This is a genomic window from Micromonospora echinospora (genome assembly GCF_900091495.1).
Classification (GTDB): Bacteria; Actinomycetota; Actinomycetes; order Mycobacteriales; family Micromonosporaceae; genus Micromonospora; species Micromonospora echinospora.
In genome coordinates this window covers 387,117-410,402 of sequence record NZ_LT607413.1, presented here as the reverse complement: position 1 = coordinate 410,402, position 23,286 = coordinate 387,117, and the positions used below count along the sequence as shown (strand labels likewise).

Genomic DNA, 23,286 nt, shown 5'->3' with positions numbered 1-23,286 from the left:
ACGTCACGTACTTGACGTACCTGTCGGGGTGTCGGCATGCTGGGCGGAGGAGGTGCAGCATGGCGGCCGTGCACTACGACAGTTACACCGAGGCCCGGACCCACCTGAAGGACCTGCTGGACGCGGCCGGGCGCGGGGGAGTGGCCACCGTCCGGCGGGACTCCCGACGCATCGCGCTGGTGGACCAGGAGCGGCTGCGACACTTCCTGGCCTCGGTGACCCCGGCGAACGCACAGGTCGTGCCGGAAGCCGGTGGATGGTCGATCTTCATCCCGGGTCTACCGGTGGCGGCGGACGGCGCCACCTTCGACGAGGCGGTCCGCGAGATGGTCACCGCGTTGCGGGAGTACGCCGAGGACTGGCAGGAGCGACTCGTCAACGCGCCCAACCACGCCCACAACTGGGGACTGGTGCAGCTGGTGAGCCTCAGCGACGATTCCCAGCTCCGCGACTGGCTGGTGGGGTCTGATCGATGACGTGGCCGGCACCCACCAGGCAGCACCACGATGCGTTCTGCCGGAAGGAGGGCTGGCAACAGGTACGTGACGCACGCGGACGTACCGGTACGCATCACGTGACGTACGAACTCCACCTGAAGGACGGCCGGATTCTCCGGACCCGGATCTCGCACCCGCCCGACCGCAGTACGTACGGCCCGGCGATCTGGCGTCACATCCTCCGCGACCAGCTCGACGTCGCCGAGGACGAGTTTTGGGCCTGTGTGCGCGACGGTGTGAAACCGGACCGGGGTGAGCCCTCGACGCCAGCCGAGGCGCTGCCCGGCGAGGTGGTCCACCTGCTCATCACCCGGGTCGGACTGACCGAGGACGAGGTGGCGGCGATGAGCCGGGACGAGGCCGTCGCCCGCCTCCAGCGGTACTGGACCGAAGGAGCGTGACCAGCATGGATCAGCGTCCCGACCCTCTGCTCCGCCTGTGACCGGGAAACGGCTGCCGTTGGCGGCGCGGGCGCTGACCGAACCGCACCCGTCCCGCCTGCCCCTCGACCACCCGGACCGGGAGCGGATCCTCGCCGCGCACGCCGCCGCGCTGACCGCCGGCGAGGCCGGCTACCCCGACCCGTCGACCGGGCTCTTCGTGCTCACCGCCGGGTTCCTCGCCCGCCGCGGCACCTGCTGCGGACGCGGCTGCCGGCACTGCCCGTACGTCACCGACTGAGTCGGACGGGCGCAGCCGTCCGGCTCAGGTCGGGACGATGAGCGCCGACGGCTCAGCCGGCGGCGACGAACACCCGGGAGGCGACCTCGCGGGGGAGACGGATCTTCTCGCCCGAGCGGTCGATGGTGACCGAGTCCCGTTCCTGCGCGACGGTCACCCTGGCACCCGGGTCCACCCCGGCGGCGTGCAGTTGACGCAGCACGTCCCCGTCGGTCTGGAGGCTCTCGCAGATCCGCCGCACGGTCACCGTGCCGACGAGACCGGGGAAGGCCAGGTTGCGTTCACCGTCGGCCGCCTCGGTGGTCGGCTGCTCCGGTGTGCCCAACTCCTCCAACCCCGGGATGGGGTTGCCGTACGGGGACCGGGTCGGCCGGTTGAGCAGGTCGTACACCCGCTTCTCCACCGCGTCGCTCATCACGTGCTCCCACCGGCAGGCCTCCTCGTGGGCCTCCTCGTAGGGCATCCCGATCACGTTGACCAGCAGCAGTTCGGCGAGGCGGTGCTTGCGCATCACCGAGACCGCCGTGCTGCGTCCCAACGAGGTCAGCGCGAGGTGCCGGTCGCCCTCGACGGTGAGCAGCCCGTCTCGTTCCATCCGGGCGACGGTCTGGCTGACGGTCGGACCGCTCTGCCGGAGCCGCTCGGCGATCCGGGCGCGTAGCGGCGGCACCCCCTCCTCCTCGAGTTCGAGGATGGTGCGCAGGTACATCTCGGTCGTGTCGACCAGATCATGTTTCACGTCGCAGGTCCTCCCGACCACCGATGCTACCCCGCTGACCGGCCGGCGACCGCTGGCGAACCGCCGGTCAGGACGGTGCGATGGGGTTAACTGGACGCCATGTCCGGTACTGATGATCTACTGGTCGAGGCGGCGGAACTGGCCGTCGAGATCGGTCAGGGCCACCCGCCCACCCTGCTCGACGTCCGCTGGCGGCTCGCCGGCCCACCGGGCCGGGACGACTACACCGCCGGTCACCTGCCCGGTGCGGTCTTCGTCGACTTGGACACCGAACTCTGCGGCCCACCCGGATCCGCCGGCCGGCACCCGCTGCCCGACCCGGCCACCCTCCAGGCGGCGCTGCGCCGCGCGGGCGTCCGGCAGGGGCACCCGGTGGTGGTGTACGACGGCGGCGACGGGATGGCCGCCGCACGTGCCTGGTGGACGCTGCGCTGGGCCGGACACCGTCCGGTCCGGCTGCTGCACGGGGGCTTCCCGGCCTGGGTGGCCGCCGGCCTGCCGGTCGACACCGACGTCCCCGCTCCCACGCCCGGTGACGTCACCGTCCGTCCCGGCGGGCTGCCGGTGCTCGACGCCGACGCCGCCGCCCGACTCGCCGCCGACGACCGGGCGGTGCTGCTCGACGTCCGGGCCGCGCCGCGCTACCGGGGCGAGACCGAGCCGATCGACCCGGTGGCCGGGCACATCCCCGGCGCGGCGAACCTGCCCGCCCCGGAGTACGTCACCGGGGGGCGCTTCGCCTCCGCCACCGCGCTGCGGGACCGGTTCTCCGCCGCCGGGGTCACCGACGGCCAGCCGGTCGGGGCGTACTGCGGATCCGGGGTGACCGCCGCGCAGACGGTGCTGGCGCTGCATCTCGCCGGCCGGCCCGACGCGGCCCTGTACGTCGGCTCGTGGAGCGGCTGGGTGGCCGACCCGGACCGGCCGGTCGCCACCGGCGCGCAGCGGTAACGCTGACCGGCCACCCGACCGGCCAGCCGACCCGCGACCGGCCCGCCCGACGCGGGCGGCCCGGTGCACCGGCGGCGGGGCCGCCCCGCACGGTGGGGCGGGCTCCGCCCGCGTGCGACGATGGCCGCATGGCCGACGACACGGTGGTGGTCTGGGACGAGGCGCTGCTCGCCTACGACCTCGGTGACCATCCCCTCGATCCGGTACGGGTGGAGCTGACTGTCGCCCTCGCCCGCGAACTGGGGGTGCTCGACCGGCCCGGGGTGCGCCTGGTCCGGCCCGCGCCGGCGGACGAGGCCCTGCTGACCCGGGTGCACCGGCCGGACTACCTGGACGCGGTACGGGCGGCTCCGCACGACCCGTTCTTCTCCGGGTACGGCCTGGGCACCTCGGACAATCCGGTCTTCGAGGGCATGCACGAGTCCAGCGCGTTGGTGGCCGGCGCGACCGTGGCCGCCGCCGAGGCGGTCTGGCGCGGCGAGGCCCGGCGGGCGGTCAGTGTGGCCGGCGGGCTGCACCACGCCATGGCCGGGCGGGCGGCCGGGTTCTGCGTCTACAACGACCCGGCGGTGGCCATCGCCCGCCTGCTCGACCTCGGCGCGGAGCGGATCGCCTACGTCGACGTGGACGTGCACCACGGCGACGGGGTGCAGCAGATCTTCTGGGACGAACCCCGGGTGTTGACGGTCAGCCTGCACGAGAGCCCTCTCGCGCTCTTTCCCGGCACCGGGTTCCCCGACGAGACGGGTGGCCCGGCGGCCCCGGGCAGCGCGGTGAACCTGCCGCTGCCACCGGGCACCGACGACGCGGGCTGGCAGCGGGCGTTCCACGCGGTGGTGCCGTCGGTGCTGCGCGCGTTCCGCCCCCAGGTGCTGGTCACCCAGTGCGGCGCGGACGGGCACCGGCTGGACCCCCTGGCCGACCTGCGCCTCTCCGTCGACGGGCAACGGGCCACCTACCTGGCCCTGCGGGCGCTCGCCGACGAACTGTGCGAGGGCCGCTGGGTGGCCACCGGCGGCGGTGGCTACGCCCTGGTCGAGGTGGTGCCCCGGGCCTGGACCCACCTGCTCGCGGTGGCCACCGGCGAGCCGGTCGACCCGGCCACCCTCACCCCGCCGGCCTGGCGGGCGCTGGCCGCCGCCCGCCGTCCCGGCCGGGAGGTGCCGCTACGCATGGGTGACGGCGTGGACCCGACGCACCAGCCGTGGCAGCCCACCGGCGAGCCCGACGCGGTGGACCGGGCCATCTCCGCCACCCGCCGGTCGGTCTTCCCGCTGTTCGGGCTCGACCCGCACGACCCGAGAGACTGACCGCGACCCGCGCGTGCGACCGCGAGAGGTGAACCAGCCGGGGAGGTACCGGACGTGACCACGGTGGACCCGCCGGTGGACGTGCTGCTCAGCGACGGTACGACCGTCCAGCTGCGGCCGATCCACCCGGACGACGCGCCGGGCATCGTGGCGATGCACTCCCGGTTCTCCGAGCGCACCCGCTACCTGCGCTACTTCTCCCCGTACCCGCGCATCCCGGAGCGGGACCTGCACCGTTTCGTCTACGTCGACCACCACGACCGGGAGGCGTTCGTGGTGCTGGCCGGCGACCGGATCGTTGCGGTCGGCCGGTACGAGCGGCTCGGCCCCGGCTCACCCGACGCCGAGGTGGCGTTCGTGGTGGAGGACGCCTACCAGGGCCGGGGCATCGGCTCGGTGCTGCTGGAACACCTCGCCGACGCGGCCCGGCGCGCCGGGATCACCTCCTTCGTCGCCGAGGTGCTTCCAGCCAACGGGGCGATGCTGCGGGTCTTCGCCGACTTCGGGTACCAGGTCCAGCGGCAGTTCGCCGACGGGGTGGTGCACCTGAGCTTCCCGATCGCCCCGACCGAGCAGACCCTCCAGGTGCAGCGGGGCCGCGAGCAGCGCACCGAGGCCCGGTCGATCGCCCGGCTGCTCGCCCCGCGCGGGGTGGCCCTCTACGGTGCCAGCGCCACCGGGCAGGGGGTCGGTGCGGCGGTGCTCGGGCACCTGCGGGACTTCGGGTTCGCCGGGGTGGTCGTCCCGGTGCATCCGAGCGCGACCACGGTCGCCGGGCTGCCCGCGTACCCGTCGGCGGTCGCCGCCGGGGCGCCGGTGGACCTGGCGGTCGTCGCGGTCGCCCCGGAGGCGGTGCCGGCCGTGGTGGCCGACGCGGCCGCCGCCGGGGCGCACGGCCTGGTGGTGATCTCCGCCGGGTTCGCCGAGGCCGGCGCGGAGGGGGCGGCGGCGCAGCGGGCCCTGGTCCGCCAGGCGCACGCGGCGGGCATGCGGGTGGTCGGCCCGAACTGCCTGGGCATCGCCAACACCGACCCGGCGGTACGCCTCAACGCCACCGGCGCTCCGGTCCTGCCGCCCGCCGGCCGGGTCGGCTTCTTCAGCCAGTCCGGCGCGTTCGGGGTGGCCGTCCTCGCCGAGGCGGACCGGCGTGGCCTGGGGCTGTCCAGCTTCGTCTCCGCCGGCAACCGGGCCGACGTCTCCGGCAACGACCTGCTCCAGTACTGGCAGGACGACCCGGCCACCGACGTGATCATGCTCTACCTGGAGACGTTCGGGAACCCGCGTAAGTTCGCCCGGCTGACCCGGCGGATCGGCCGGGCCAAACCGGTGGTGGCGCTCGCCTCCCCGGCTCGTCCCGCCGCTCTGCCCGGCGGCCCGGACGAGGTGGCGGTCAGCGCGCTCTTCGCCCAGTCCGGCGTGATCCGGGTCGACACCGTGGCCGAACTCCTCGACGTCGGGGTGCTGCTGGCCAAGCAGCCGCTGCCCGCCGGCCGGCGCGTCGGCGTGGTCGGCAACTCCTCCGCGCTGACCGTGCTCGCCGCCACCGCCTGCGCGGCGCACGGACTCGACGTCGCCGTCGGCTACCCCCGCGACGTCGGACCGCAGGCCGGGGCGAGCGCGCTGGCCCTGGCCCTGACCCGCACCGCCGCCGACGAGCGGGTCGACGCGCTGGTCGCGGCCTTCGCCCCGCCGCTGCCGGGGCAACTGGCCGACACCGAGGCGGACCTCGCCGCCGCGCTCGTCGGCGTGCTGGACGCGGGGAAGCCGGTCGTGGCGACCTTCCTGGCCGGGGGGCTCCCCGCCGACGTGCCGGCGTACTCCGGGGTGGAGGAGGCGGTCCGGGCACTGGCCCGGGTCACCACGTACGCGGACTGGCTGCGTCGGCCACCGGGCACCCTGCCCGAACTGCCCGACGTCGACGTCGTCGCGGCCGAGGCGGCGATCCGCGCCGACGGCCCCGACCAGGCCGACCGCCTGCTCGCCGCGTACGGCGTCGAGGTGGTCGGCTCGGTTCCGGTGCGCTCCGCCGTCGAGGCCGTCGAGGCCGCCGGGCGGCTCGGCGTCCCGGTGGCGCTGAAGGCGGCGGCCGTCGGGCTGCGGCACCGCCTCGACCTCGGCGCGGTCCGCCTCGACCTGGGCGATTCGCTCGCGGTGCGCCGGGCGTACGACGAGATGGCGGCGGTCTTCGGCGCGGACGCCCTGGTCCAGGCGATGGTGCCGCCCGGGGTGGCGTGTGTGGTGGAGCTGGTGGAGGACCCGACGTTCGGGCCGGTGGTTGGGTTCGGGCTGGGCGGGGTCGCCACCGAACTGCTCGGCGACCGGGCCTGGCGCGCGGTCCCGCTGACCGACCGGGACGCCCGCGAGCTGGTCGACGAGCCGCGCGCGGCACCGCTGCTGCGCGGCTACCGGGGAGCCGAGCCGGTCGACCGGGAGGCCCTGGTCGACCTGTTGCTCCGGGTCGGCCGGCTCGCCGACGAGCAGCCCCGGGTCCGGGCGCTCACCCTGAACCCGGTGCTGGTTCGCGCCGAGGGCATCTCGGTGCTGCACGCAGGCGTCCGGATCGGCACCGCCGCGACCCGCCCGGACACCGGCCCCCGCCGGATCTGACCGGGCGAAGCCGGGGTGAGGCGCACGGCCGAGGGCCCCGGCGAACCGCCGGGGCCCTCGTGTGGTGCCGAATCAGCTGGCGTACGCCTCCAGCCGCTGCGCCCGCTCCGGGTCGCGCAGCTTGAGCAGCGTCACCTTCTCGATCTGCCGGATTCGCTCCCGGGAGAGGCCGAATTCCCGGCCGACCTCGTCGAGGGTGCGCTGCCGGCCGTCGTCGAGGCCGAACCGGAGCCGGATCACCGCCTCCTCCCGCTGGGAGAGGGTGGCCAGCACGATCCGGACCTCCTGGCGGAGCTGCCCGTTGGCGATCTCGTCGCCGGGCTCCTGACGGGGGTCGACGGCGGCGACGAAGTCACCGAGGGCGCTCTCGCCGTCCTCGCCGACCGCCTGGTCCAGGCTGACCGGCTCGCGGTCGTACGAGATCAGCTCGATGATCTGGAACTCCGGCACCCCGAGGGCGACGGCCACCTCGGCAACGGTGGGCTCCCGACCCAGCGACACCGCGAGTTCCCGGCGCGCCCGGACCATCCGGTTGACCTGCTCGACCATGTGCACCGGGATACGGATGGTGCGGGCCTGGTCGGCCATGGCGCGGGTGATGGCCTGGCGGATCCACCAGGTGGCGTAGGTGGAGAACTTGTAGCCCTTGGTGTAGTCGAACTTCTCGACGGCGCGGATCAGGCCGAGGTTGCCCTCCTGGATGAGGTCGAGGAAGGCCATGCCCCGCCCGGTGTACCGCTTGGCGATGCTCACCACCAGCCGCAGGTTCGCCTCCAGCAGGTGGTCCTTGGCGGCGCGACCCTCGGCTGCGACGACCTCCAGGTCCGCCCGGAGCTGGGCGGAGACCGGGGTGCAGGTGTTCAGCTTCTCCTCGGCGAAGAGGCCGGCCTCGATCCGCTTGGAGAGATCGACCTCCTGGGCGGCGGTGAGGAGCTTGGTCCGCCCGATGCCGTTGAGGTAGGCCCGGACCAGGTCGGTCGACGTGCCGCGTTCGTCGGTGGCGTCCAGGTCCGCCAGGGTCTCCACGGACGCGTGGTCGTCGGTGTCGGTCGTGGCCGGGGTCATCGGGTGCTCGCTCATCTGCAGAACCATCTCTGTCGCCTCCCCGCGTCAACTTCGCGCGTACCGGGCCAGTGGCGCCGGTGACACACAGCTTGCCGCCCGGGGCGTGAAACGGGAGTGAGGCGATCGGGGAACCGACAGGAACAGCCGGCGAACGTGTGGCGGTGTTTGCGCTGGGCGGTTACGTTGCCACCGGTCGGCCAGCCGGGCCGCCAGACAAGGTAATCGGAGGTCGGTGTGGTCTTCAAGAAACTCATGCAGGCGATGGGCGTGGGCGGTCCGTCGGTCGAGACGGTGCTGGCCAACCCCAACTGCCGCCCGGGCGGACACCTGGAGGGGCGGATCCAGGTGCTCGGTGGGGACCACGCGGCGGACATCGAGTACCTGGCGCTCGGCCTGGTCACCCGGGTCGAGGTGGAGAGCGGCGACAGCGAGTACGAGACCACCCAGGAGTTCCACCGCCAGCAGGTCACCGGCGCGTTCCGGCTGGAGGCCGGTCAGCGGTACGACGTGCCGTTCCGCTTCGAGGTGCCGTGGGAGACCCCGCTCACCACCCTCTACGGGCAGCACCTGCACGGCATGACGATGGGGCTGCGTACCGAGCTGGAGGTGGCCCGGGCGGTCGACAAGGGCGACCTGGACGCGGTCGCGGTGCACCCGCTGCCGGCCCAGGAGCAGATCCTCCAGGCGCTGCTGCGGCTGGGTTTCCGGTTCTCCCGCGCCGACGTGGAACGGGGCCGGATCTACGGCGTGCAGCAGCACCTGCCGTTCTACCAGGAGATCGAGTTCTACCCCGCGCCGCAGTACGCCAGCGCGATCAACCAGCTCGAACTGACCTTCGTCACGAACCCGCAGCACATCCAGGTCGTCCTGGAGATCGACAAGCGGGGTGGCCTGTTCACCGAGGGACGGGACGCGTTCGGCCGGTTCACCGTGGACCACGCCACCGCGCAGCAGACCGACTGGGCGGCCCAGCTCGACGGCTGGCTCCGTCAGTCCCTCCAGCGTCGCGGCCTCTTCTTCTGATCCTCCGCCCCGGCCCCGTCCCTCTCCGCGCCGATCAGCGGCGTCGACGGCCGTTCCGGAAGGTCAGGAACACCGTCGGCTCCGTCGACCGGCAGCTCCGGGGAGGGCGCGGGCGCCGGGGGAGGCGCTGTGGTCAGAGGTCGAGGAGGATCGTCCGGGGGCCGACGTTGACGCTGTCGACCAGCATGTGGGCGCGGAAACGGCCGGTGGCGACCGTGGCGCCCCTGCCCCGCAGCGCCTCGACGACCTCGGTGACCAGCGGTTCGGCCACCTCGGCCGGAGCGGCGGCGGTCCAGCTCGGGCGGCGTCCCTTGCGGGCGTCGCCGTAGAGGGTGAACTGACTGACCACCAGGACCGGCGCCCCGGTCTCCGCCGCGGACCGCTCCTCGTCGAGGATGCGCAGCTCGTGGATCTTGCGGGCCATCGTCCGGGCGGTCTCCGGCGTGTCCGCGTGGGTCACCCCGAGCAGCACCAGCAGACCGTCGGTGATCGCCCCGACCACCTCGCCGTCCACCGTCACGCTGGCCCGGCCGACGGTCTGCACCACCGCCCGCATCAGGCGGTCACCGGCTCGACGAAGCCCCGCTCGACCAGGTGCGCCACGATCGGACCGGCCGCCTCGGCCAGCTCGTCCGGGGCGACGTCGTGCGCGGCGGCCAGCAGGGCGAGCTGGTCGCGCAGCGGCAGCCGGCCGTTCGCGCCACCGACCAGGGCCAGCACCAGCGGGTCGATCTCCTCGCTCCACCGCAGCCCGTGCGGCGCGGCCAACACCTGCCGGTCCACGGCCCAGCCCTCGTCGCCCATGGTCGCCTCCTGCCGGAGCTGCAAGCCCTCGGCCGCCCGGAACCGGTGCGCCAGCAGTCCCTCGGTGCCCTGCGCGCGCAGCCAGTCCTGCCGGTCGAACCACGCGGCGACATGGTCACCCATCGGCGCCTCGACCCGCTGCCGCAGGTCCTCCACCCGGACCACCGGGTCGTCGTGGCCGCCGTTGCGCAGGCTGACGATGCCGAAGCCGACCGCCTCCACCTTGTGCGCGTCGAACCAGTCCAGCCAGGCCGCCATCCGGTGCGGGTCCGGGGTCTCACCGACGTCGGTCAGCCACAGGTTCACGTACGCCATCGGGTCGGCCACCTCGCGCTGGACCACCCAGGCGTCCAGCCCGGTGCCGGCGAACCAGCCGGCGACCCGTTCGCCCCAGTCCTCGCCGGTGACGTGCACCCAGTTCGCGAGGTACTGCATGGTGCCACCGTCGGTGAGCAGTCCCGGGGCGGCGGCGGCCAGTTCCGCGCCGACCGCGTCGCCGACCCGGCCGGAGTCCCGGTAGACGTGGGTGGTCGTCCCCGGCCCGACCACGAACGGGGGATTGCTCACCACCAGGTCGAACCGGCGGCCGGCGACCGGGGCGACCAGGTCACCCCGGAGCAGCTCCCACTCCTGCCCGTTGAGCGCGGCGGTGGTCGCCGCGAACCGCAACGCCCGCGCCGAGACGTCGGTGGCGGTGACCCGGCGGGCGTGGGTGGACAAGTGCAGGGCCTGGACGCCGGAACCGGTGCCGAGGTCGAGGGCGGTCTCCACCGGCCGGCGGACCGTCGCGCCGAGCAGGGTCTGCGTCGCCCCGCCCACGCCCAGCACGTGCTCGGCGGGCAGCGGGCCGGGCCGGGCGCTGGCCGGCAGGTCGGCGAGCATCCACCAGTCGTCCCCGTACGGCTCCAGGTCGATGCCGGCGCGCAGGCCGTCGCCGTGCGGCTCGACCAGCCCGGCGTCGAGGGCCTCGGCCACGGTCAGCGGGGCGAGGGCGGCGGCGACCGGCCCCGCCGGCTCGGTCTGCTCGCAGATGAACAGGCGGATCAGCGTGCCGAGTGGGTCCCGGTCCTCGGTCGCGCGCAGGGCGGCCCGGTAGTCGTTGCGGCCCATCGCCGCGGTGGCCTGCGGCCCGAGGCGGTCGGCGACGCCGGTGGCGGTGAAACCGGCGCTGGTCAGCGCGGTGCGCAACCGGTCGATCCCGGCGGGGGAGAGCAGCATGTCGTGTTCGTCCACCTCGCCATCCTGCCTGTCCGCCGGGACGGCCCCGGCACCACCCACGACATCCGGGCCGGAGGACGGGCGCGGATGACGTCCTTCCGCCCACCCACGGTCCGCGTCGAGATCCACGTCAGCCCCGGTCCGGTACGTCGCGTCGGCCGGCGCGGCCCGGCCGGGCAGGATGGGGCGTATGACGCTCTCGCTGCCCATCGACCCCGAGGCCAACCGGCTGCTCAACGACGATCCGTTGGCCCTGCTCGTCGGCATGGTCCTTGACCAGCAGATTCCGCTGGAGAAGGCGTTCACCTCGCCGTACGTGCTGGCGCAGCGGCTCGGGCACACGCCGGACGCCCGGGAGCTGGCGGCGTACGACCCGGAGGCGCTTGTCGAGGTCTTCGCCCGACCACCGGCCCTGCACCGGTTCCCGAAGGCGATGGCCGCCCGGGTGCAGGAGGTGTGCCGGGTGCTCGTCGAACGGTACGACGGGGACGCCGCCCGGATCTGGGCCGACGCCGCCGACGGTGCGCAACTGCTGCGCCGCCTCACCGAACTGCCCGGTTTCGGCCGGCAGAAGGCGCAGATCTTCCTGGCCCTGCTCGGCAAGCGGTTCGACGTCCACCCGGCCGGCTGGCGGGAGGCGGCCGGCGGGTACGGCGACGTGGACGCGTACCGGTCGGTGGCCGACATCACCGACGAGGCGTCACTGCGCCAGGTCCGGGAGTACAAGCAGCAGCAGAAGGCGGCGGCCCGGGCGGCGAAGGGCTGAGCTCGCGTCGATTGTCGCCGCCACCGGCCGCGAGGTGACAGGATGGGTCGAATCCCTCGAGGAGGTCGTGGTGAAGCGACAGGCGTACGAGCCGATACTGATCACCGACGCCCCACGCAGCCAGAATGACCAGCTCAGCAGCCGCCAGCGACGGTATCTCGTGATGATGTCCATCCGGGCGGCCTGCCTGGTCGTGGGCGCGGTCCTGGTCAGCGTGCAGGCTCCACTGCTCTGGCTCTGGCTGCCGCTCTGCGGTGTCGGCATGGTGCTCATCCCCTGGCTGGCGGTGCTGATCGCCAACGACCGGCCGCCCAAGGAGGAGCACCGGATGTTCCGCCGGGCGCCGCGGCGGGAGGCACCGCCACCGCGCAGCCTCGCCGCCACCGAGGAACGTCCGCACCGGGTCATCGACGCCGAGCTGTAGCACCCGGCATCACCGCACCGGCCGCGCCCCGATTCCGCCGACCGCGCGGGCACCCAGCTCACCGGCGCGGGCCAGCGCCACCGTCGGGGTCGCCCCGGCCAGCCACCCGGCGAGCAGCCCGGCCGCGAAGGCGTCCCCGGCCCCGGTGACGTCGACCACCGCCACCTGCCGCGCGGATGCCGTCGTCACCGCGCCGTCCGGCCCGGCCCACACCGCCCCCGCCGATCCGCACTTGACCACCACGTGCCGTGCCGTGGCGGTCAGCGTCCGGGCCCGTTGCGTCGGATCGGTGCCGCCGGCGAGCACCTCCGCCTCGTCGGAGTTGACCAGGAGCAGGTCGACGTCGCGTACCCAGTCGAGGAAGGCCGCCGCGCCGACCCGCCGCAGCGGCGCCGCGGAGGCCGCGTCGACGCTGGTGGTGAGCCCACCCGCGCGTGCGGCGGCCAGCGCCGCCAGTCCCGCGTCGCGCGACGCCGCGTCCAGCAGCGGGTACGCCGACAGGTGCAGATGCCGCGCGTCCGGCAGCGCGGCCAGGGCCTGCCGTACCTGTCCACCGGTCAACCGCTCGTTCGCCCCGCGCTCGGTGAGCATGGTCCGCTCCTCGCCGGACGCGAGCACCACCACGCTGCCGGTCGGCCGGTCGCCGTACGCGGTGACCGCGCAGTCCACCCCGCCCCGGGCCAGCTCGGCGAGGCGCGCCCGGCCCGCCTCGTCGTCACCGACCGCCCCGACCAGGGTGACCGGCACGCCGACGGCGGCCAGCCAGGCGGCGGTGTTCGCGCCCTGCCCACCCCCGCCGACCCGGATCGCGGCCGGGGTGTCCGAGCCGGTCGCCAGTGGGCCGGCGACCACCGCGACCACGTCGGTCACGACGTCACCGACCACGACCACCCGACCCGGACGGCTCATCCGGCGACGGTCCCGGCGGCGGCCACCGCGATCCGCGCGGCCAGGTCCGCGTTGCGCAGGATGATCCGGACGTTCACCGCCAGGCTCGCCCCCTCGGTGGCCGAGTGGAAGTGGGCGAGCAGGTACGGGGTCACCGCCTTGCCGGTGATCCCGTCCCGGTCGAGCAGGGCCAGCCCGTCGGCGAGGGTGCGGTCGTGCAGGTCCCGGTCGAGCTGCTCGTCGGCGGGGAGCGGGTTGGCCACCACCAGTCCACCGTCGTGCAGGCCGTGCGCGGCGCGGGCGGCCAGGACCGCCGCCACCTGCTCCGGCGAGTCGACCGACCAGTCCAGGTCGAAGCCGCCGTCGGTGACGAAGAAGCCGGGGAACCGCCGGGTGCGGTAGCCGACCACCCCGACGCCGAGCGTCTCCATCCGCTCCAGGGTCGCCCCGACGTCGAGGATCGACTTGACCCCGGCGCAGACCACCGCGATCGGGGTGCGGGCCAGGGTGGTCAGGTCGGCCGACTCGTCGAAGGACTGCGCGGCCTCCCGGTGCACCCCACCGAGCCCGCCGGTGGCGAAGACCCGGATCCCCGAGGCGGCGGCCACCGCGCTGGTCGCGGCCACCGTCGTCGCGCCGTCCACGCCGGCCGCCGCCGCCACCGCCAGATCGCGTACGGAGAGCTTCGCCACGCCGTCGGCGGAGGCCAGCCGGGTCAGCTCGGTGTCGTCGAGACCCACCACCAACCGGCCGCCCACCATGCCGATGGTCGCCGGCACCGCGCCCGCGTCCCGTACCGCCTGTTCGATCTGCCGGGCCACCCGCAGGTTGTCCGGCCGGGGCAGGCCGTGCGAGACGATGGTGCTCTCCAGGGCGACCACCGGACGCCCGGCCCGCAGCGCCTCGGCCACCTCAGCGCCGTGTTGAATGTGAAAGTCGGTCACGCCGCCACCGTACGACGTGGGCCCGGGGACTCTCCGTTGGACCATGCGGAAGTGACCTGCCAAACTGAGAAGTCGGAGGTGCGACGTGAGCACAGAGGTTCTCGAGCGTCCGGAGCTGAAGGACGCCGACACCGGTCCGGATATGTTCCACTACGTCCGGAAAGACAAGATCGCCGAAAGTGCCGTGATGGGCACGTTCGTGATCGCGCTCTGCGGCGAGACGTTCCCGGTGACCAAGGCGGCCAAGCCCGGTTCCCCGGTCTGTCCCGCGTGCAAGGAGATCTACGACTCCTGGGGCGACTGACCGTGGGCGGCCCGCCCGGCCGCCCACGTAACCTGCGGCGGTGACCACCTCCACCGCCCTGCTCCTGGCCGACCTGGTCGGCGTGGCCGTCTTCGCCGCCTCCGGGGCTTCCGCCGCGGTGGTCAAGCGGCTCGACCTCTTCGGCGTCGTCTTCGTCGGCTTCGTGGCCGCGCTCGGCGGCGGCATCCTCCGGGACCTCGTCGTCGACGAGGTCCCCCCACTCGCCTTCGCCGACTGGCGCTACGCCGCCACCGCCGTGCTCACCTCGGCGATCGTGTTCCGGTGGCACCCCCACCTCGCCCGGTTGCGGACCACGGTGCTGGTGCTGGACGCGGCCGGGCTGGCCCTGTTCACGGTCACCGGCACGCTCCGCGCCCTGGACGCGCAGGTGCCACCGGTCGGCGCGTGCCTGGTGGGCATGCTGACCGGGATCGGCGGTGGCCTCGGCCGGGACCTGCTCACCGGGGAGATCCCGGTCGTGCTGCGCCGGGAGATCTACGCCGTCGCCGCCCTGGTCGGCGCGACCGCCGTGGTGGCACTGGACGGCCTCGGCCGCACCGGCCCCGCCCCGCTGACGGCCGCCGCGGTCCTGGTCTTCGGGCTCCGCCTGGTCGCCCTGCGCCGACGGTGGTCCGCCCCGGTGCCCACCTTCCGGCCCCCACCCCACGCCGACGGCCCACCCGCCTCCTGACGACGCGTGGTGGGTGTGACCGAGGGCGCGTGGTGTCGCCGGGCACCCGTCGGGGTGTCCTGGTTATGCTGATCCGGCCTTCGCGGCATCCGGCGCGGAGGCGTTTTCATGGGCGGCGGTACCCGTGGCCCCGGGCCGGGTTCCGCCTGCGGCGGTCGGAAGAACCTACGGCGGTCGGAGAGGAGCGGTTGCGTGCCTGCCCCGTTGCCGGCGATCGAGACGTTTCCGCCACTGCGCGCCTGGCAGCGCAAGGCCCTGGTGGAGTACCTGCGCCGCCGGGACCCCGACTTCACCGCGGTCGCCACCCCCGGCGCGGGTAAGACCACCTTCGCCCTGCGGATCGCCGCGGAGCTGCTCGTCGACGGCACCGTCGACGCGGTCACGGTGGTCGCGCCGACCGAGCACCTGAAGACCCAGTGGTCGCTGGCGGCGGCCCGGATCGGCATCCAGCTCGACGCCGCCTTCCGCAACGCGGACCTGCACTCCTCCGCCGACTTCCACGGCGCGGTGGTCACCTACGCGCAGGTCGGGATGGCCCCGCACGTGCACAAACGGCGCACCCTGACGCGTCGGACCCTGGTCATCCTCGACGAGATCCACCACGCGGGGGACTCCCGTTCCTGGGGTGACGGGGTGAAGGCGGCCTTCGAGCCGGCGGTGCGTCGGTTGATGCTCACCGGTACGCCGTTCCGCTCCGACGACAATCCCATCCCGTTCGTCACCTACGAGCGGGGTGGGGACGGCCTGCTCCGTTCCCGCGCCGACTCGGTCTACGGCTACTCCGACGCGCTCCGCGACGGCGTCGTCCGGCCGGTGCTCTTTTTGGCGTACTCGGGGGAGACCCGGTGGCGTACCAACGCGGGGGACGAACTGGCCGCCCGGCTGGGCGAGCCGATGACCCAGGATCTCGTCGCGCAGGCCTGGCGGACCGCCCTCGATCCGGCCGGCGACTGGATGCCGCAGGTCCTGCGCGCCGCGGACGCCCGGCTGACCGTGCTGCGTAAGGCGGGGATGGCCGACGCCGGTGGCCTGGTGATCGCCAGTGACCAGCAGAACGCCCGCTCGTACGCCAAGCTGATCGAGCAGGTGACCGGGGAGAAGGCCGCCGTGGTCCTCTCCGACGACGTCGGCTCCTCGGCCCGGATCGCCACCTTCTCCGCGTCCGACCAGCGCTGGATGGTCGCGGTACGGATGGTGTCCGAGGGGGTCGACATTCCCCGTCTGGCGGTCGGCGTCTACGCGACCAGTGCCAGCACGCCGCTGTACTTCGCCCAGGCCATCGGACGGTTCGTCCGGGCCCGCCGACCGGGGGAGACCGCCTCGGTCTTCCTGCCGAGCGTGCCGCACCTGCTCGGGCTGGCCAGCGAGATGGAGGCCGAACGCGACCACGTGCTCGGCAAGCCCAAGGAGCAGGAGGGCTTCGACGACGACCTGCTGGAGCGGGCCCAGCGGGACGACCAGGCCAGTGGCGAGCTGGAGAAGCGCTTCACCGCGCTCTCCGCCACCGCCGAGCTGGACCAGGTGATCTTCGACGGCGCGTCGTTCGGCACCGCCGCCCAGGCGGGCACCCCCGAGGAGGAGGAGTACCTCGGCCTGCCCGGCCTGCTCACCGCCGACCAGGTTTCACTGCTGCTGAGCAAGCGGCAGGCCGAGCAACTCGCCGCCCAGCGCCGACGGGCCGCCACCCGGACCGCGGAACCGGTGGCCGCCGCACCGCCGGCGCCGCCCCCGATGAGTGCCGCCCAGCGGCGGGTGGCTCTCCGGCGACAGCTCAACGCCCTGGTGGCCGCCCGGCACCACCGCACCGGCCAGCCCCACGGCAAGATCCACGCGGAGTTGCGCCGGCTCTGCGGCGGGCCGCCGAGCGCCCAGGCCACCATCGAGCAGCTCGAAGAACGTATCGCCACCGTCCAGACCCTCTGACCCCCGCTCGCCGCGCCGGGCAGCCGTCGGGGCTCGGGCGGGTGAGGGAGCGTCGGGCGGGAGCGGAGCGTGGACCACCCTGCGCCCGGTCCTGAGGGCGGTGGACGGCTCCAGGGCCGGTGCCGGGCGCAGCAGGGCACCCGGGACGGCAGGGGCTCGCCTGAGCGCGTCAGAGGGCTGCCGGGGCGCCCTGCGGGGCCCGGAGGGACGGTCGGGCACACCGTCGGAGAAACGCCGGGCACCGGATCGGGCCCGGACCATACGAGAGGACCGGGAGCCCCGTGGGGCTCCCGGTCCGTATGTCGGGTTTGCGGTTAGTTCGCTATCAGATCGGCGCCACGCCAGGTGAACTCCGGGTCCGTCGCGTACCGCACGGTGATCTTCACGAGATCCTCCGCGTACTTGTTCGCGTGGTGCCCACAGAACACCAGCTCGCTCCCACCAGCCAGAGTGATGCGGAGCTTGCCGGCAGCATTGCAGCGGTCGCACCGTTCATCGGCAGCTGGGGGAGCCACCGTCTCGGGCGGCGGCGTGAGGGTCGGGGTCATCGCCTTCCTCCTCTGGTCGTCACCGATGAACACTCTCGTCGGTCATTGCTCACCTATCGTGCAACACCCTTGCCGGGCTTTGCCTTCCCAGTGTGCCCGCGGGGGACCGGGGTCACACATGGGAGACAGTCTGCCGTGCACCAAGGGTGCCACGTCAACGATCACAATCGTGCAACCGGCCGGTCACCGGGGCGTGTTGTACGTCTGGTGATCAAACCGACACCGTTGGTTGACGGAATTGCTCAGTCCAGGTAGTCACGCAGTACCTGGGACCGGGACGGGTGCCGGAGCTTCGACATGGTCTTGGACTCGATCTGCCGGATGCGCTCCCGGGTCACCCCGTACACCTGGCCGATCTCGTCCAGGGTCCGTGGCTGACCGTCGGTCAGGCCGAAGCGCAGCCGGACCACACCCGCCTCACGCTCGGAGAGCGTCTGGAGGACCTGCTGGAGCTGGTCCTGGAGCAACGAGAACGACACCGCGTCGACCGCGACGACGGCCTCCGAGTCCTCGATGAAGTCACCGAGCTGGCTGTCCCCCTCGTCACCGATCGTCTGGTCCAGGGAGATCGGCTCCCGAGCGTACTGCTGGATCTCCAGCACCTTCTCGGGTGTGATGTCCATCTCCTTGGCCAGCTCCTCCGGGGTGGGCTCGCGGCCCAGGTCCTGGAGCAGCTCGCGCTGGATGCGGCCGAGCTTGTTGATCACCTCGACCATGTGCACCGGGATACGGATGGTGCGGGCCTGGTCGGCCATGGCGCGGGTGATTGCCTGGCGGATCCACCAGGTGGCGTAGGTGGAGAACTTGTAGCCCTTGGTGTAGTCGAACTTCTCGACGGCGCGGATCAGGCCGAGGTTGCCCTCCTGGATGAGGTCGAGGAAGGCCATGCCCCGCCCGGTGTACCGCTTGGCGAGGGAGACCACCAGCCGCAGGTTCGCCTCCAGCAGGTGGTTCTTGGCCCGCTCGCCGTCCCGCGAGATCCAGCCCAGGTCGCGCTGCATCTCGCGGGTGAACTTCTCCTCGCCCTCCTCGGCGAGGCGCAGCCGCTCGGCGGCGTAGAGCCCCGCCTCGATCCGCTTGGCGAGCTCCACCTCCTGCTCGGCGTTGAGCAGCGGGACCTTGCCGATCTGCTTGAGGTACGCCCGGACGGAGTCGGCGGAGGCGGTGAGCTCGGCGTCCCGCCGGGCCTGCTTGAGGGCCTCGGACTCCTCGTCGTCCCACTCGAAGTCGTTGTCGGTGGCGGAACTGGCCGCGTCGGCCTCGGCGGCCTGGGCCAGCTCGACCGGCTCCTCGACGACCACGTCCTCGATCTCGGCGGCGAGTTCCTCGGGATCGATGTCGCCCTCGGGACCCTCGCCCTTGGCCTTGCCGGCGGCCTTGGCCGTGGCTCCGGGGCCACCCGCCCCGGCGGTCGCCTTGGTCGCCCGGGTCGCCTTGGCGGCCTTGGCCGGCGCCGCCTTGGCGGCTCCGTCCGCGGTCGCGCCGGCGGCCTTGCGGGGGGCTGCCTTGCGCGGGGCCGGCGCGGCCTCCTCGGCGGCGGGAGCCTGCTTCGGCGCGGGGGCGGCCGTCTTCTTGGTGGTCTTGGCGGTGGTGGCCCGGGACGCCGGTGTGGCCGACCGGGCGGCGGAGACCCGGCGGCGGGTGCTCGCCGAACCGTCGACCACCACGGTCACGCCCGCGTCGGAGAGCGCGCGCAGGATCTTCTTGGCCTGGGCCGGAGTCACCTCAGCGGACTCGACGGTGCGCGCGAGCTGGGCCGACGTCAACTGTCCGCCGGCGCTCTGCGCGTGGGCGATCAGCGTGTCGGTGAGCGAGCGTACGTCGGCGCCGGTGTGGCGGGGTTCTGTCACGAATGACCTTCCGGAGGCGATGAGCGAGCACGGCCGGGTTCGTCCGGCGCAGCATGGGGCACCGCGTCGGGCGATGTGGTTGAGGGACCCCCGTGTCCCGGGCCGGCCGGTCGTCTGGCGGTCCGTGGCGCGTGGGCAGGGGTGAATTGTAACGCCGTCTGCGGCGATCATCCTGCGCCGCACGGCGTACCGGCGGCCGGAGGCCGCGAAATTGGCGAACTTGTGGACTTTGTAAGGATGATACTCGCGGGCGACACGGACGTCCCGGACGTGTGGAAGGGGACACCATGGGCGCGGCGAGGCCGGAAGAACTGCTCGAAGTTGCCGTCGGGGTCGTCCGGGCGGCGGCCGCGACAGCCCACCGGATGTGGGGCGAGGGGGTCGCGGCGGTCGCGACCAAGAGCACCGCCACCGACGTGGTGACCGCCGCCGACCGGGCGGTGGAGGAGCAGGTCACCGCGGAACTGCGCCGGCTGCGCCCCGGGGACGCGGTGCTGGGCGAGGAGTACGGCGAGGGCCCGCCGGCCGCCGCCGGGGGTGTCCGGTGGATCGTCGACCCGATCGACGGCACGGTCAACTACCTCTACGGCCTGCCGTACCACGCGGTGTCGCTGGCGGCCGAGGTCGACGGCCGGGTGGTCGCCGGCGTGGTGCGCAACATCGCCACCGGTGACGAGTGGACCGCCACCCTCGGCGGCGGCGCGTACCGGGAGGGACGGCGGTTGCGGGGCTCCGCCGAGACCGATCTCGGTCAGGCGCTGGTCGCCACCGGATTCGGCTACGACCCGGCCCGCCGGGCGCACCAGGCGCGGGTGGTCGCCGAGCTGATCCCGCACGTCCGGGACATCCGTCGACTCGGGGCTGCCGCGCTCGACCTCTGCCTGGCCGCCGAGGGACGCGTGGACGTGTACTACGAGAAGGGGCTGGCCGCCTGGGACATGGCCGCCGGCGCCCTGGTGGCGGCTGAGGCGGGGCTCCGCGTCACCGGGCTGCGGGGGTGTGCCCCCGGCCCGGACATGCTGGTCGCGGCGCCACCCGCCCTGTACGACGCGCTGCACGACCGGCTCGCCGACCTGGACGCCTCCGGCGGGCCGTGACGGCCGCCGTCCGGACCGGAGCCGTGTGGGCCCGGTCCGGACGGCGGCGACCGGCTAGTCCTCGACCGGCGCCGGGCAGGTGTTCTCCGGCGCCTGGGGCGAACCGAGGTCGCCGAGGGACTGGTTGACCTCGGTCAGGGTGGCGAGCTGCTGGAAGCCGCTGCCGATCACGACGTCCACCACGTCGTCCTCGCGCTTTTCGTCGTACTCGTAGACGGCCTGGTTGAGGAAGTACGCGCGGAGAAGGTGCGCCGAGCCGACGCCCTTCGGCCCGTACCGCAGGGCGGCCACCTGGTCGACGGAGCGCTTCTGCGGATCGTTGCCGGCCTTCTTCACCTGGAAGTTCCGGTTGCGGAAGTCGTCGGCCACGCTGGTGGCCAGGCCCGCCTTCTCGGTGGCGTTGTAGACGTTGATCTTGACGTCCTTGGACTCGCGCAGGGTGACGTCGGCCAGCGGCCACCCCGCCGGGCAGCCCTTCGCGGTACCGGCGTCGCTCTGGCTGTCCTTGACCAGTGCCACGACCGAGAAGACCAGCGCGAAGGCCGCCAGCAGACCGACGACAACGAGTGCTCGCACTCGCGCAAAGCTCATCTGGGCGCTCCCCCGGGAGAGGTGGACGAGGACGGCCCACGACGGGGCGGCCGTACGGACGGGCCGTCGGGTACGCCGCTGAGGTTATCGGTTGTCCGGCGGACGCGTGGAAACAGCCGGACATGCCGGCGTGCCGACCGGCGAGCGGGTAGTACTACCCCTATCTTCGTGTCGCCTGAGTCACATTGGGAACATCTTTGGCGACGAGGGCGTACATCCATGCCACGAGAGCGGTATACATGCCTCGCTTAGAGGGGGGTAAGGTACCGCGCTCGCTGGGGGACGTTCCTCTGGCAAGCCCCGATCCGACGGGCCGTCGGGTCGGGTGACCGACACTGTGGTGGCCGGCCAGCGGAACCGGAACAGCGTCGTCCGGCGTGACAACCGGGTAGCGACCATATCGAAATGGGAGAGTGAAACCGATGGCCACCGACTACGACGCCCCGCGTCGCGACGAGGTCGACCTCGGCGAGGACAGCCTGGAAGAGCTCAAGGCCCGGCGGGTCGACTCACAGTCGGGCGCCGTGGACGTCGACGAGGCCGAGGTGGCCGAGAGCTTCGAGCTGCCCGGCGCTGACCTGGCCGACGAGGAGCTGACAGTCAAGGTGCTACCGATGCAGCAGGACGAGTTCCGATGTGCCCGCTGCTTCCTGGTCCACCACCGCAGTCAGCTCGCGACCGAGCGCAACGGGGAACTGATCTGCCGCGAGTGCGTCTGACCGTGTCCCGCGACGGTTCCACGGAGACGTCGCGGGGCGCGATCGTCGTGCGCCGCTGTGCGGGAGCTGCTTCACTCGGTGACGGTGTGGGTGGTTTCCCGGACGGCGCACGACACGGGAGGGCGACGGTATGAGCGGACGCGGGACGGAGCCGACCCCGGAGCCGGCGACCACGGCGGGGTCGGGCCCGTCGCCCGACGACGGAGCAGGGGGCCGGTCACCCGACGGCGGACCGGAGGACACGACGCCCGTCGACGGACCGGAGGACACGACGCCCGACGGCGGACCGGGGGGCCCGTCGGCCGGCGACGAACTGGGGGCGACCGTCGCGGCGCTGACCGCCGACGACCTCCCCGCCGGGCGGCGTCGACAGCTGCTGACCCGGCTGGTCGGTCAGGCCCGCGCCCGGGGTCTGACCGACCTGTTCAAGCCCCGGGCCGCGCTGCGCTGGATGACCGAGACGGTCGGCGAGATCGCGCCGTACGTGCCCGTGCGGGACCTGGCCACCCTGCGCCGCCACCACGGCGGTCTGGACGGCGAGGCGCTCGCCGACCGCCTGGTCCGCAACGCCTCCCGGGCGACGGCCGGGGTGGGGGCGGCCGGTGGCGGCGTCGCCGCCGTGGAGTGGGCCGTCACCCCGACCCTGCTCTCCGCGCCGGTGCTGCTGGCCGCGGAGACCGTCGCCGTCGTGGCGATCGAGCTGAAGCTGATCGGTGAGCTGCACGAGGTCTACGGCGTCCCGCTCCCCGGTGGGGGCACCCCGCGCACGGTGGCGTTGCTGCACTCCTGGGCCAGCCAGCGGGGCATCAACCCGATGGCGCCCGGCGTCGGGGTGGCGGCGGTGCTCGGCACGGCCGCCCGGAGGGAACTGCGGGACAGCCTGCTCAAACGCTTCGGACGCAACCTGACCACGCTCGGGCCGTTCCTCACCGGCGCGGCGGTGGCGAGCTACCTCAACCGGCGGGCGACCCGCTCGGTGGGCGACCAGATCCGGGCCGACCTGCGCTGGCAGCGCCGCGGACTGCCCGGCCTGCCGCCGATCGCGTCCTGACCGCCGTCCGGTCCGAGGCGGGCGGAGTCAGCCGCCGATCGGGTCGGCGGCCTCGGCGGAGACGGTCTCCCGCCGGCCGGTGGCGGCGTCCCGGGCCGCCAGCAGGGCCGCCGCGAGCCGCACCGGGTGCCGGGTGCTGACCACCCAGAACGGGGTCGGGTCGGCCGGGTCGTCGAGCAGCACCTGCACCGCCCCGGAGACCCACGGCCGTTGCACCACGAAGGCGAGCGGGTCGGCCCCGACGCCGAGCACCTCGCGCCGGCCGTCCGCGTCCAGCGGCACCACGTCCGCCACGAAACGCACCGGCAGCCGGGCGTCGTCCACCCGCAGCTCGCCGTCGCCGACCGCGACGCGGATCCGCCCCAGCCACCACAGCCCGGCGGCGGTGGCCGGCAGGAGCACCACGAAGGGCAGCCAGGCCCGCACACCGGGAGCGCCCATCCAGATCTCGACGGCGAGCAGCACCGCGACCGCGACGCCGCCCAGCCAGAGCCACCACGGCAGGGTGAGCCGCTCGGCGTGCGTGCCGGGTGGGCTGGGCGGGGAGGAAGGCGACAGGCTCACAGTCCGAGGGTACGGCGCGGCGCGGGCGTCC

At 73.7% G+C, this 23,286-nt stretch carries 25 protein-coding genes; 15 read left to right on the top strand and 10 right to left on the bottom strand.

What is annotated here, in order from left to right:
* The first annotated feature begins 59 nt into the window (after positions 1–59).
* The 3 genes from GA0070618_RS01885 to GA0070618_RS01875 all read left to right on the top strand — a co-directional run bounded on the left by GA0070618_RS01885 (position 60) and on the right by GA0070618_RS01875 (position 1,178).
* Positions 60–476 (top strand): prevent-host-death protein, encoded by a 417-nt coding sequence (locus GA0070618_RS01885; protein ID WP_088980078.1) that lies wholly within the window; start codon positions 60–62, stop codon positions 474–476.
* 98 nt (positions 477–574) lie between these two features.
* Positions 575–898 (top strand): hypothetical protein, encoded by a 324-nt coding sequence (locus GA0070618_RS01880; RefSeq protein WP_197701711.1) that lies wholly within the window; start codon positions 575–577, stop codon positions 896–898.
* A gap of 37 nt (positions 899–935) precedes the next feature.
* The gene (locus tag GA0070618_RS01875) at positions 936–1,178 is read left to right on the top strand and encodes a DUF5522 domain-containing protein (RefSeq protein WP_088980076.1); all 243 of its coding nucleotides are present in this window, start codon (positions 936–938) and stop codon (positions 1,176–1,178) included.
* A gap of 52 nt (positions 1,179–1,230) precedes the next feature.
* On the opposite strand, the gene GA0070618_RS01870 is transcribed toward GA0070618_RS01875, so the two are convergent.
* Positions 1,231–1,917: a metal-dependent transcriptional regulator gene (locus tag GA0070618_RS01870; RefSeq protein WP_088980075.1), complete on the bottom strand. Its 687-nt coding sequence runs from the start codon at positions 1,915–1,917 to the stop codon at positions 1,231–1,233.
* A gap of 99 nt (positions 1,918–2,016) precedes the next feature.
* Here GA0070618_RS01870 and GA0070618_RS01865 point away from each other — a divergent pair, with 99 nt between their 5' ends.
* The 3 genes from GA0070618_RS01865 to GA0070618_RS01855 all read left to right on the top strand — a co-directional run bounded on the left by GA0070618_RS01865 (position 2,017) and on the right by GA0070618_RS01855 (position 6,785).
* Complete coding sequence (locus GA0070618_RS01865; RefSeq protein ID WP_088980074.1) at positions 2,017–2,868, top strand: sulfurtransferase; 852 nt, start codon at positions 2,017–2,019, stop codon at positions 2,866–2,868.
* Between the two features lie 128 nt (positions 2,869–2,996).
* Positions 2,997–4,178 (top strand): acetoin utilization protein AcuC, encoded by a 1,182-nt coding sequence (locus GA0070618_RS01860; RefSeq protein ID WP_088980073.1) that lies wholly within the window; start codon positions 2,997–2,999, stop codon positions 4,176–4,178.
* A gap of 54 nt (positions 4,179–4,232) precedes the next feature.
* The gene (locus tag GA0070618_RS01855) at positions 4,233–6,785 is read left to right on the top strand and encodes a bifunctional acetate--CoA ligase family protein/GNAT family N-acetyltransferase (RefSeq protein WP_088980072.1); all 2,553 of its coding nucleotides are present in this window, start codon (positions 4,233–4,235) and stop codon (positions 6,783–6,785) included.
* Positions 6,786–6,857: 72 nt separating this feature from the next.
* On the opposite strand, the gene sigB is transcribed toward GA0070618_RS01855, so the two are convergent.
* Positions 6,858–7,865 carry an RNA polymerase sigma factor SigB gene (gene sigB / locus GA0070618_RS01850; RefSeq protein ID WP_088985216.1) on the bottom strand — a complete coding sequence of 336 codons (1,008 nt, stop codon included), beginning with the start codon at positions 7,863–7,865 and terminating at the stop codon, positions 6,858–6,860.
* A gap of 219 nt (positions 7,866–8,084) precedes the next feature.
* Here sigB and GA0070618_RS01845 point away from each other — a divergent pair, with 219 nt between their 5' ends.
* Positions 8,085–8,873 (top strand): sporulation protein, encoded by a 789-nt coding sequence (locus tag GA0070618_RS01845; protein ID WP_088980071.1) that lies wholly within the window; start codon positions 8,085–8,087, stop codon positions 8,871–8,873.
* A 133-nt stretch (positions 8,874–9,006) separates the two neighbouring features.
* On the opposite strand, the gene dtd is transcribed toward GA0070618_RS01845, so the two are convergent.
* Positions 9,007–9,429, bottom strand: a complete 423-nt coding sequence (dtd, locus tag GA0070618_RS01840) for a D-aminoacyl-tRNA deacylase (protein WP_088980070.1) — start codon at positions 9,427–9,429, stop codon at positions 9,007–9,009.
* Entirely contained in the window at positions 9,429–10,910 is a 1,482-nt protein-coding gene (locus tag GA0070618_RS01835; protein ID WP_172900244.1) for a DUF7782 domain-containing protein, read from the bottom strand. The genes dtd and GA0070618_RS01835 overlap by 1 nt, the downstream gene beginning before the upstream one ends.
* 175 nt (positions 10,911–11,085) lie before the next feature.
* On the opposite strand from GA0070618_RS01835, the gene GA0070618_RS01830 reads away from it, so the two are divergent.
* Together GA0070618_RS01830 and GA0070618_RS01825 are read left to right on the top strand one after the other, a co-directional pair.
* Positions 11,086–11,661 (top strand): HhH-GPD-type base excision DNA repair protein, encoded by a 576-nt coding sequence (locus GA0070618_RS01830; protein ID WP_172900243.1) that lies wholly within the window; start codon positions 11,086–11,088, stop codon positions 11,659–11,661.
* Between the two features lie 70 nt (positions 11,662–11,731).
* Positions 11,732–12,085, top strand: coding sequence for a DUF3099 domain-containing protein (locus GA0070618_RS01825; protein ID WP_088985214.1), 354 nt, complete (start codon positions 11,732–11,734; stop codon positions 12,083–12,085).
* Positions 12,086–12,094: 9 nt separating this feature from the next.
* Here the strand turns inward: GA0070618_RS01825 and GA0070618_RS01820 are convergent, their stop codons facing one another.
* Positions 12,095–12,994, bottom strand: coding sequence for a carbohydrate kinase family protein (locus GA0070618_RS01820; RefSeq protein WP_088980068.1), 900 nt, complete (start codon positions 12,992–12,994; stop codon positions 12,095–12,097).
* Positions 12,991–13,917 carry a pseudouridine-5'-phosphate glycosidase gene (locus GA0070618_RS01815; protein ID WP_088980067.1) on the bottom strand — a complete coding sequence of 309 codons (927 nt, stop codon included), beginning with the start codon at positions 13,915–13,917 and terminating at the stop codon, positions 12,991–12,993. Before GA0070618_RS01815 ends, GA0070618_RS01820 begins: the two co-directional genes overlap by 4 nt.
* A gap of 85 nt (positions 13,918–14,002) precedes the next feature.
* Here GA0070618_RS01815 and GA0070618_RS01810 point away from each other — a divergent pair, with 85 nt between their 5' ends.
* The 3 genes from GA0070618_RS01810 to GA0070618_RS01800 all read left to right on the top strand — a co-directional run bounded on the left by GA0070618_RS01810 (position 14,003) and on the right by GA0070618_RS01800 (position 16,835).
* Positions 14,003–14,221, top strand: a complete 219-nt coding sequence (locus tag GA0070618_RS01810) for a DUF3039 domain-containing protein (protein WP_088980066.1) — start codon at positions 14,003–14,005, stop codon at positions 14,219–14,221.
* A gap of 40 nt (positions 14,222–14,261) precedes the next feature.
* A complete protein-coding gene (locus GA0070618_RS01805) occupies positions 14,262–14,912 on the top strand; it encodes a trimeric intracellular cation channel family protein (protein WP_088980065.1) in 651 nt (216 codons plus the stop codon).
* 192 nt (positions 14,913–15,104) lie between these two features.
* Positions 15,105–16,835: a DEAD/DEAH box helicase gene (locus GA0070618_RS01800; protein ID WP_088980064.1), complete on the top strand. Its 1,731-nt coding sequence runs from the start codon at positions 15,105–15,107 to the stop codon at positions 16,833–16,835.
* Positions 16,836–17,149: 314 nt separating this feature from the next.
* Here GA0070618_RS01800 and GA0070618_RS01795 read toward each other — a convergent pair whose 3' ends face one another.
* Positions 17,150–17,383 (bottom strand): DUF7455 domain-containing protein, encoded by a 234-nt coding sequence (locus GA0070618_RS01795; protein WP_088985213.1) that lies wholly within the window; start codon positions 17,381–17,383, stop codon positions 17,150–17,152.
* A 242-nt stretch (positions 17,384–17,625) separates the two neighbouring features.
* Positions 17,626–19,233 (bottom strand): RNA polymerase sigma factor, encoded by a 1,608-nt coding sequence (locus GA0070618_RS01790; protein ID WP_088980063.1) that lies wholly within the window; start codon positions 19,231–19,233, stop codon positions 17,626–17,628.
* Positions 19,234–19,520: 287 nt separating this feature from the next.
* Here GA0070618_RS01790 and GA0070618_RS01785 point away from each other — a divergent pair, with 287 nt between their 5' ends.
* Positions 19,521–20,330: an inositol monophosphatase family protein gene (locus GA0070618_RS01785; protein WP_088980062.1), complete on the top strand. Its 810-nt coding sequence runs from the start codon at positions 19,521–19,523 to the stop codon at positions 20,328–20,330.
* A 54-nt stretch (positions 20,331–20,384) separates the two neighbouring features.
* Here the strand turns inward: GA0070618_RS01785 and GA0070618_RS01780 are convergent, their stop codons facing one another.
* Entirely contained in the window at positions 20,385–20,906 is a 522-nt protein-coding gene (locus tag GA0070618_RS01780) for a LytR C-terminal domain-containing protein (protein WP_172900358.1), read from the bottom strand.
* A gap of 437 nt (positions 20,907–21,343) precedes the next feature.
* Between GA0070618_RS01780 and GA0070618_RS01775 the strand changes: the two genes are divergently transcribed.
* A complete protein-coding gene (locus GA0070618_RS01775) occupies positions 21,344–21,640 on the top strand; it encodes a DUF4193 domain-containing protein (protein WP_088980060.1) in 297 nt (98 codons plus the stop codon).
* 130 nt (positions 21,641–21,770) lie between these two features.
* On the top strand, positions 21,771–22,691 hold the full coding sequence (locus GA0070618_RS01770) for a hypothetical protein (protein ID WP_231931571.1): 921 nt from the start codon (positions 21,771–21,773) through the stop codon (positions 22,689–22,691).
* A 27-nt stretch (positions 22,692–22,718) separates the two neighbouring features.
* On the opposite strand, the gene GA0070618_RS01765 is transcribed toward GA0070618_RS01770, so the two are convergent.
* Positions 22,719–23,255: a DUF3093 domain-containing protein gene (locus tag GA0070618_RS01765; RefSeq protein WP_414467548.1), complete on the bottom strand. Its 537-nt coding sequence runs from the start codon at positions 23,253–23,255 to the stop codon at positions 22,719–22,721.
* Positions 23,256–23,286: the final 31 nt, after the last annotated feature.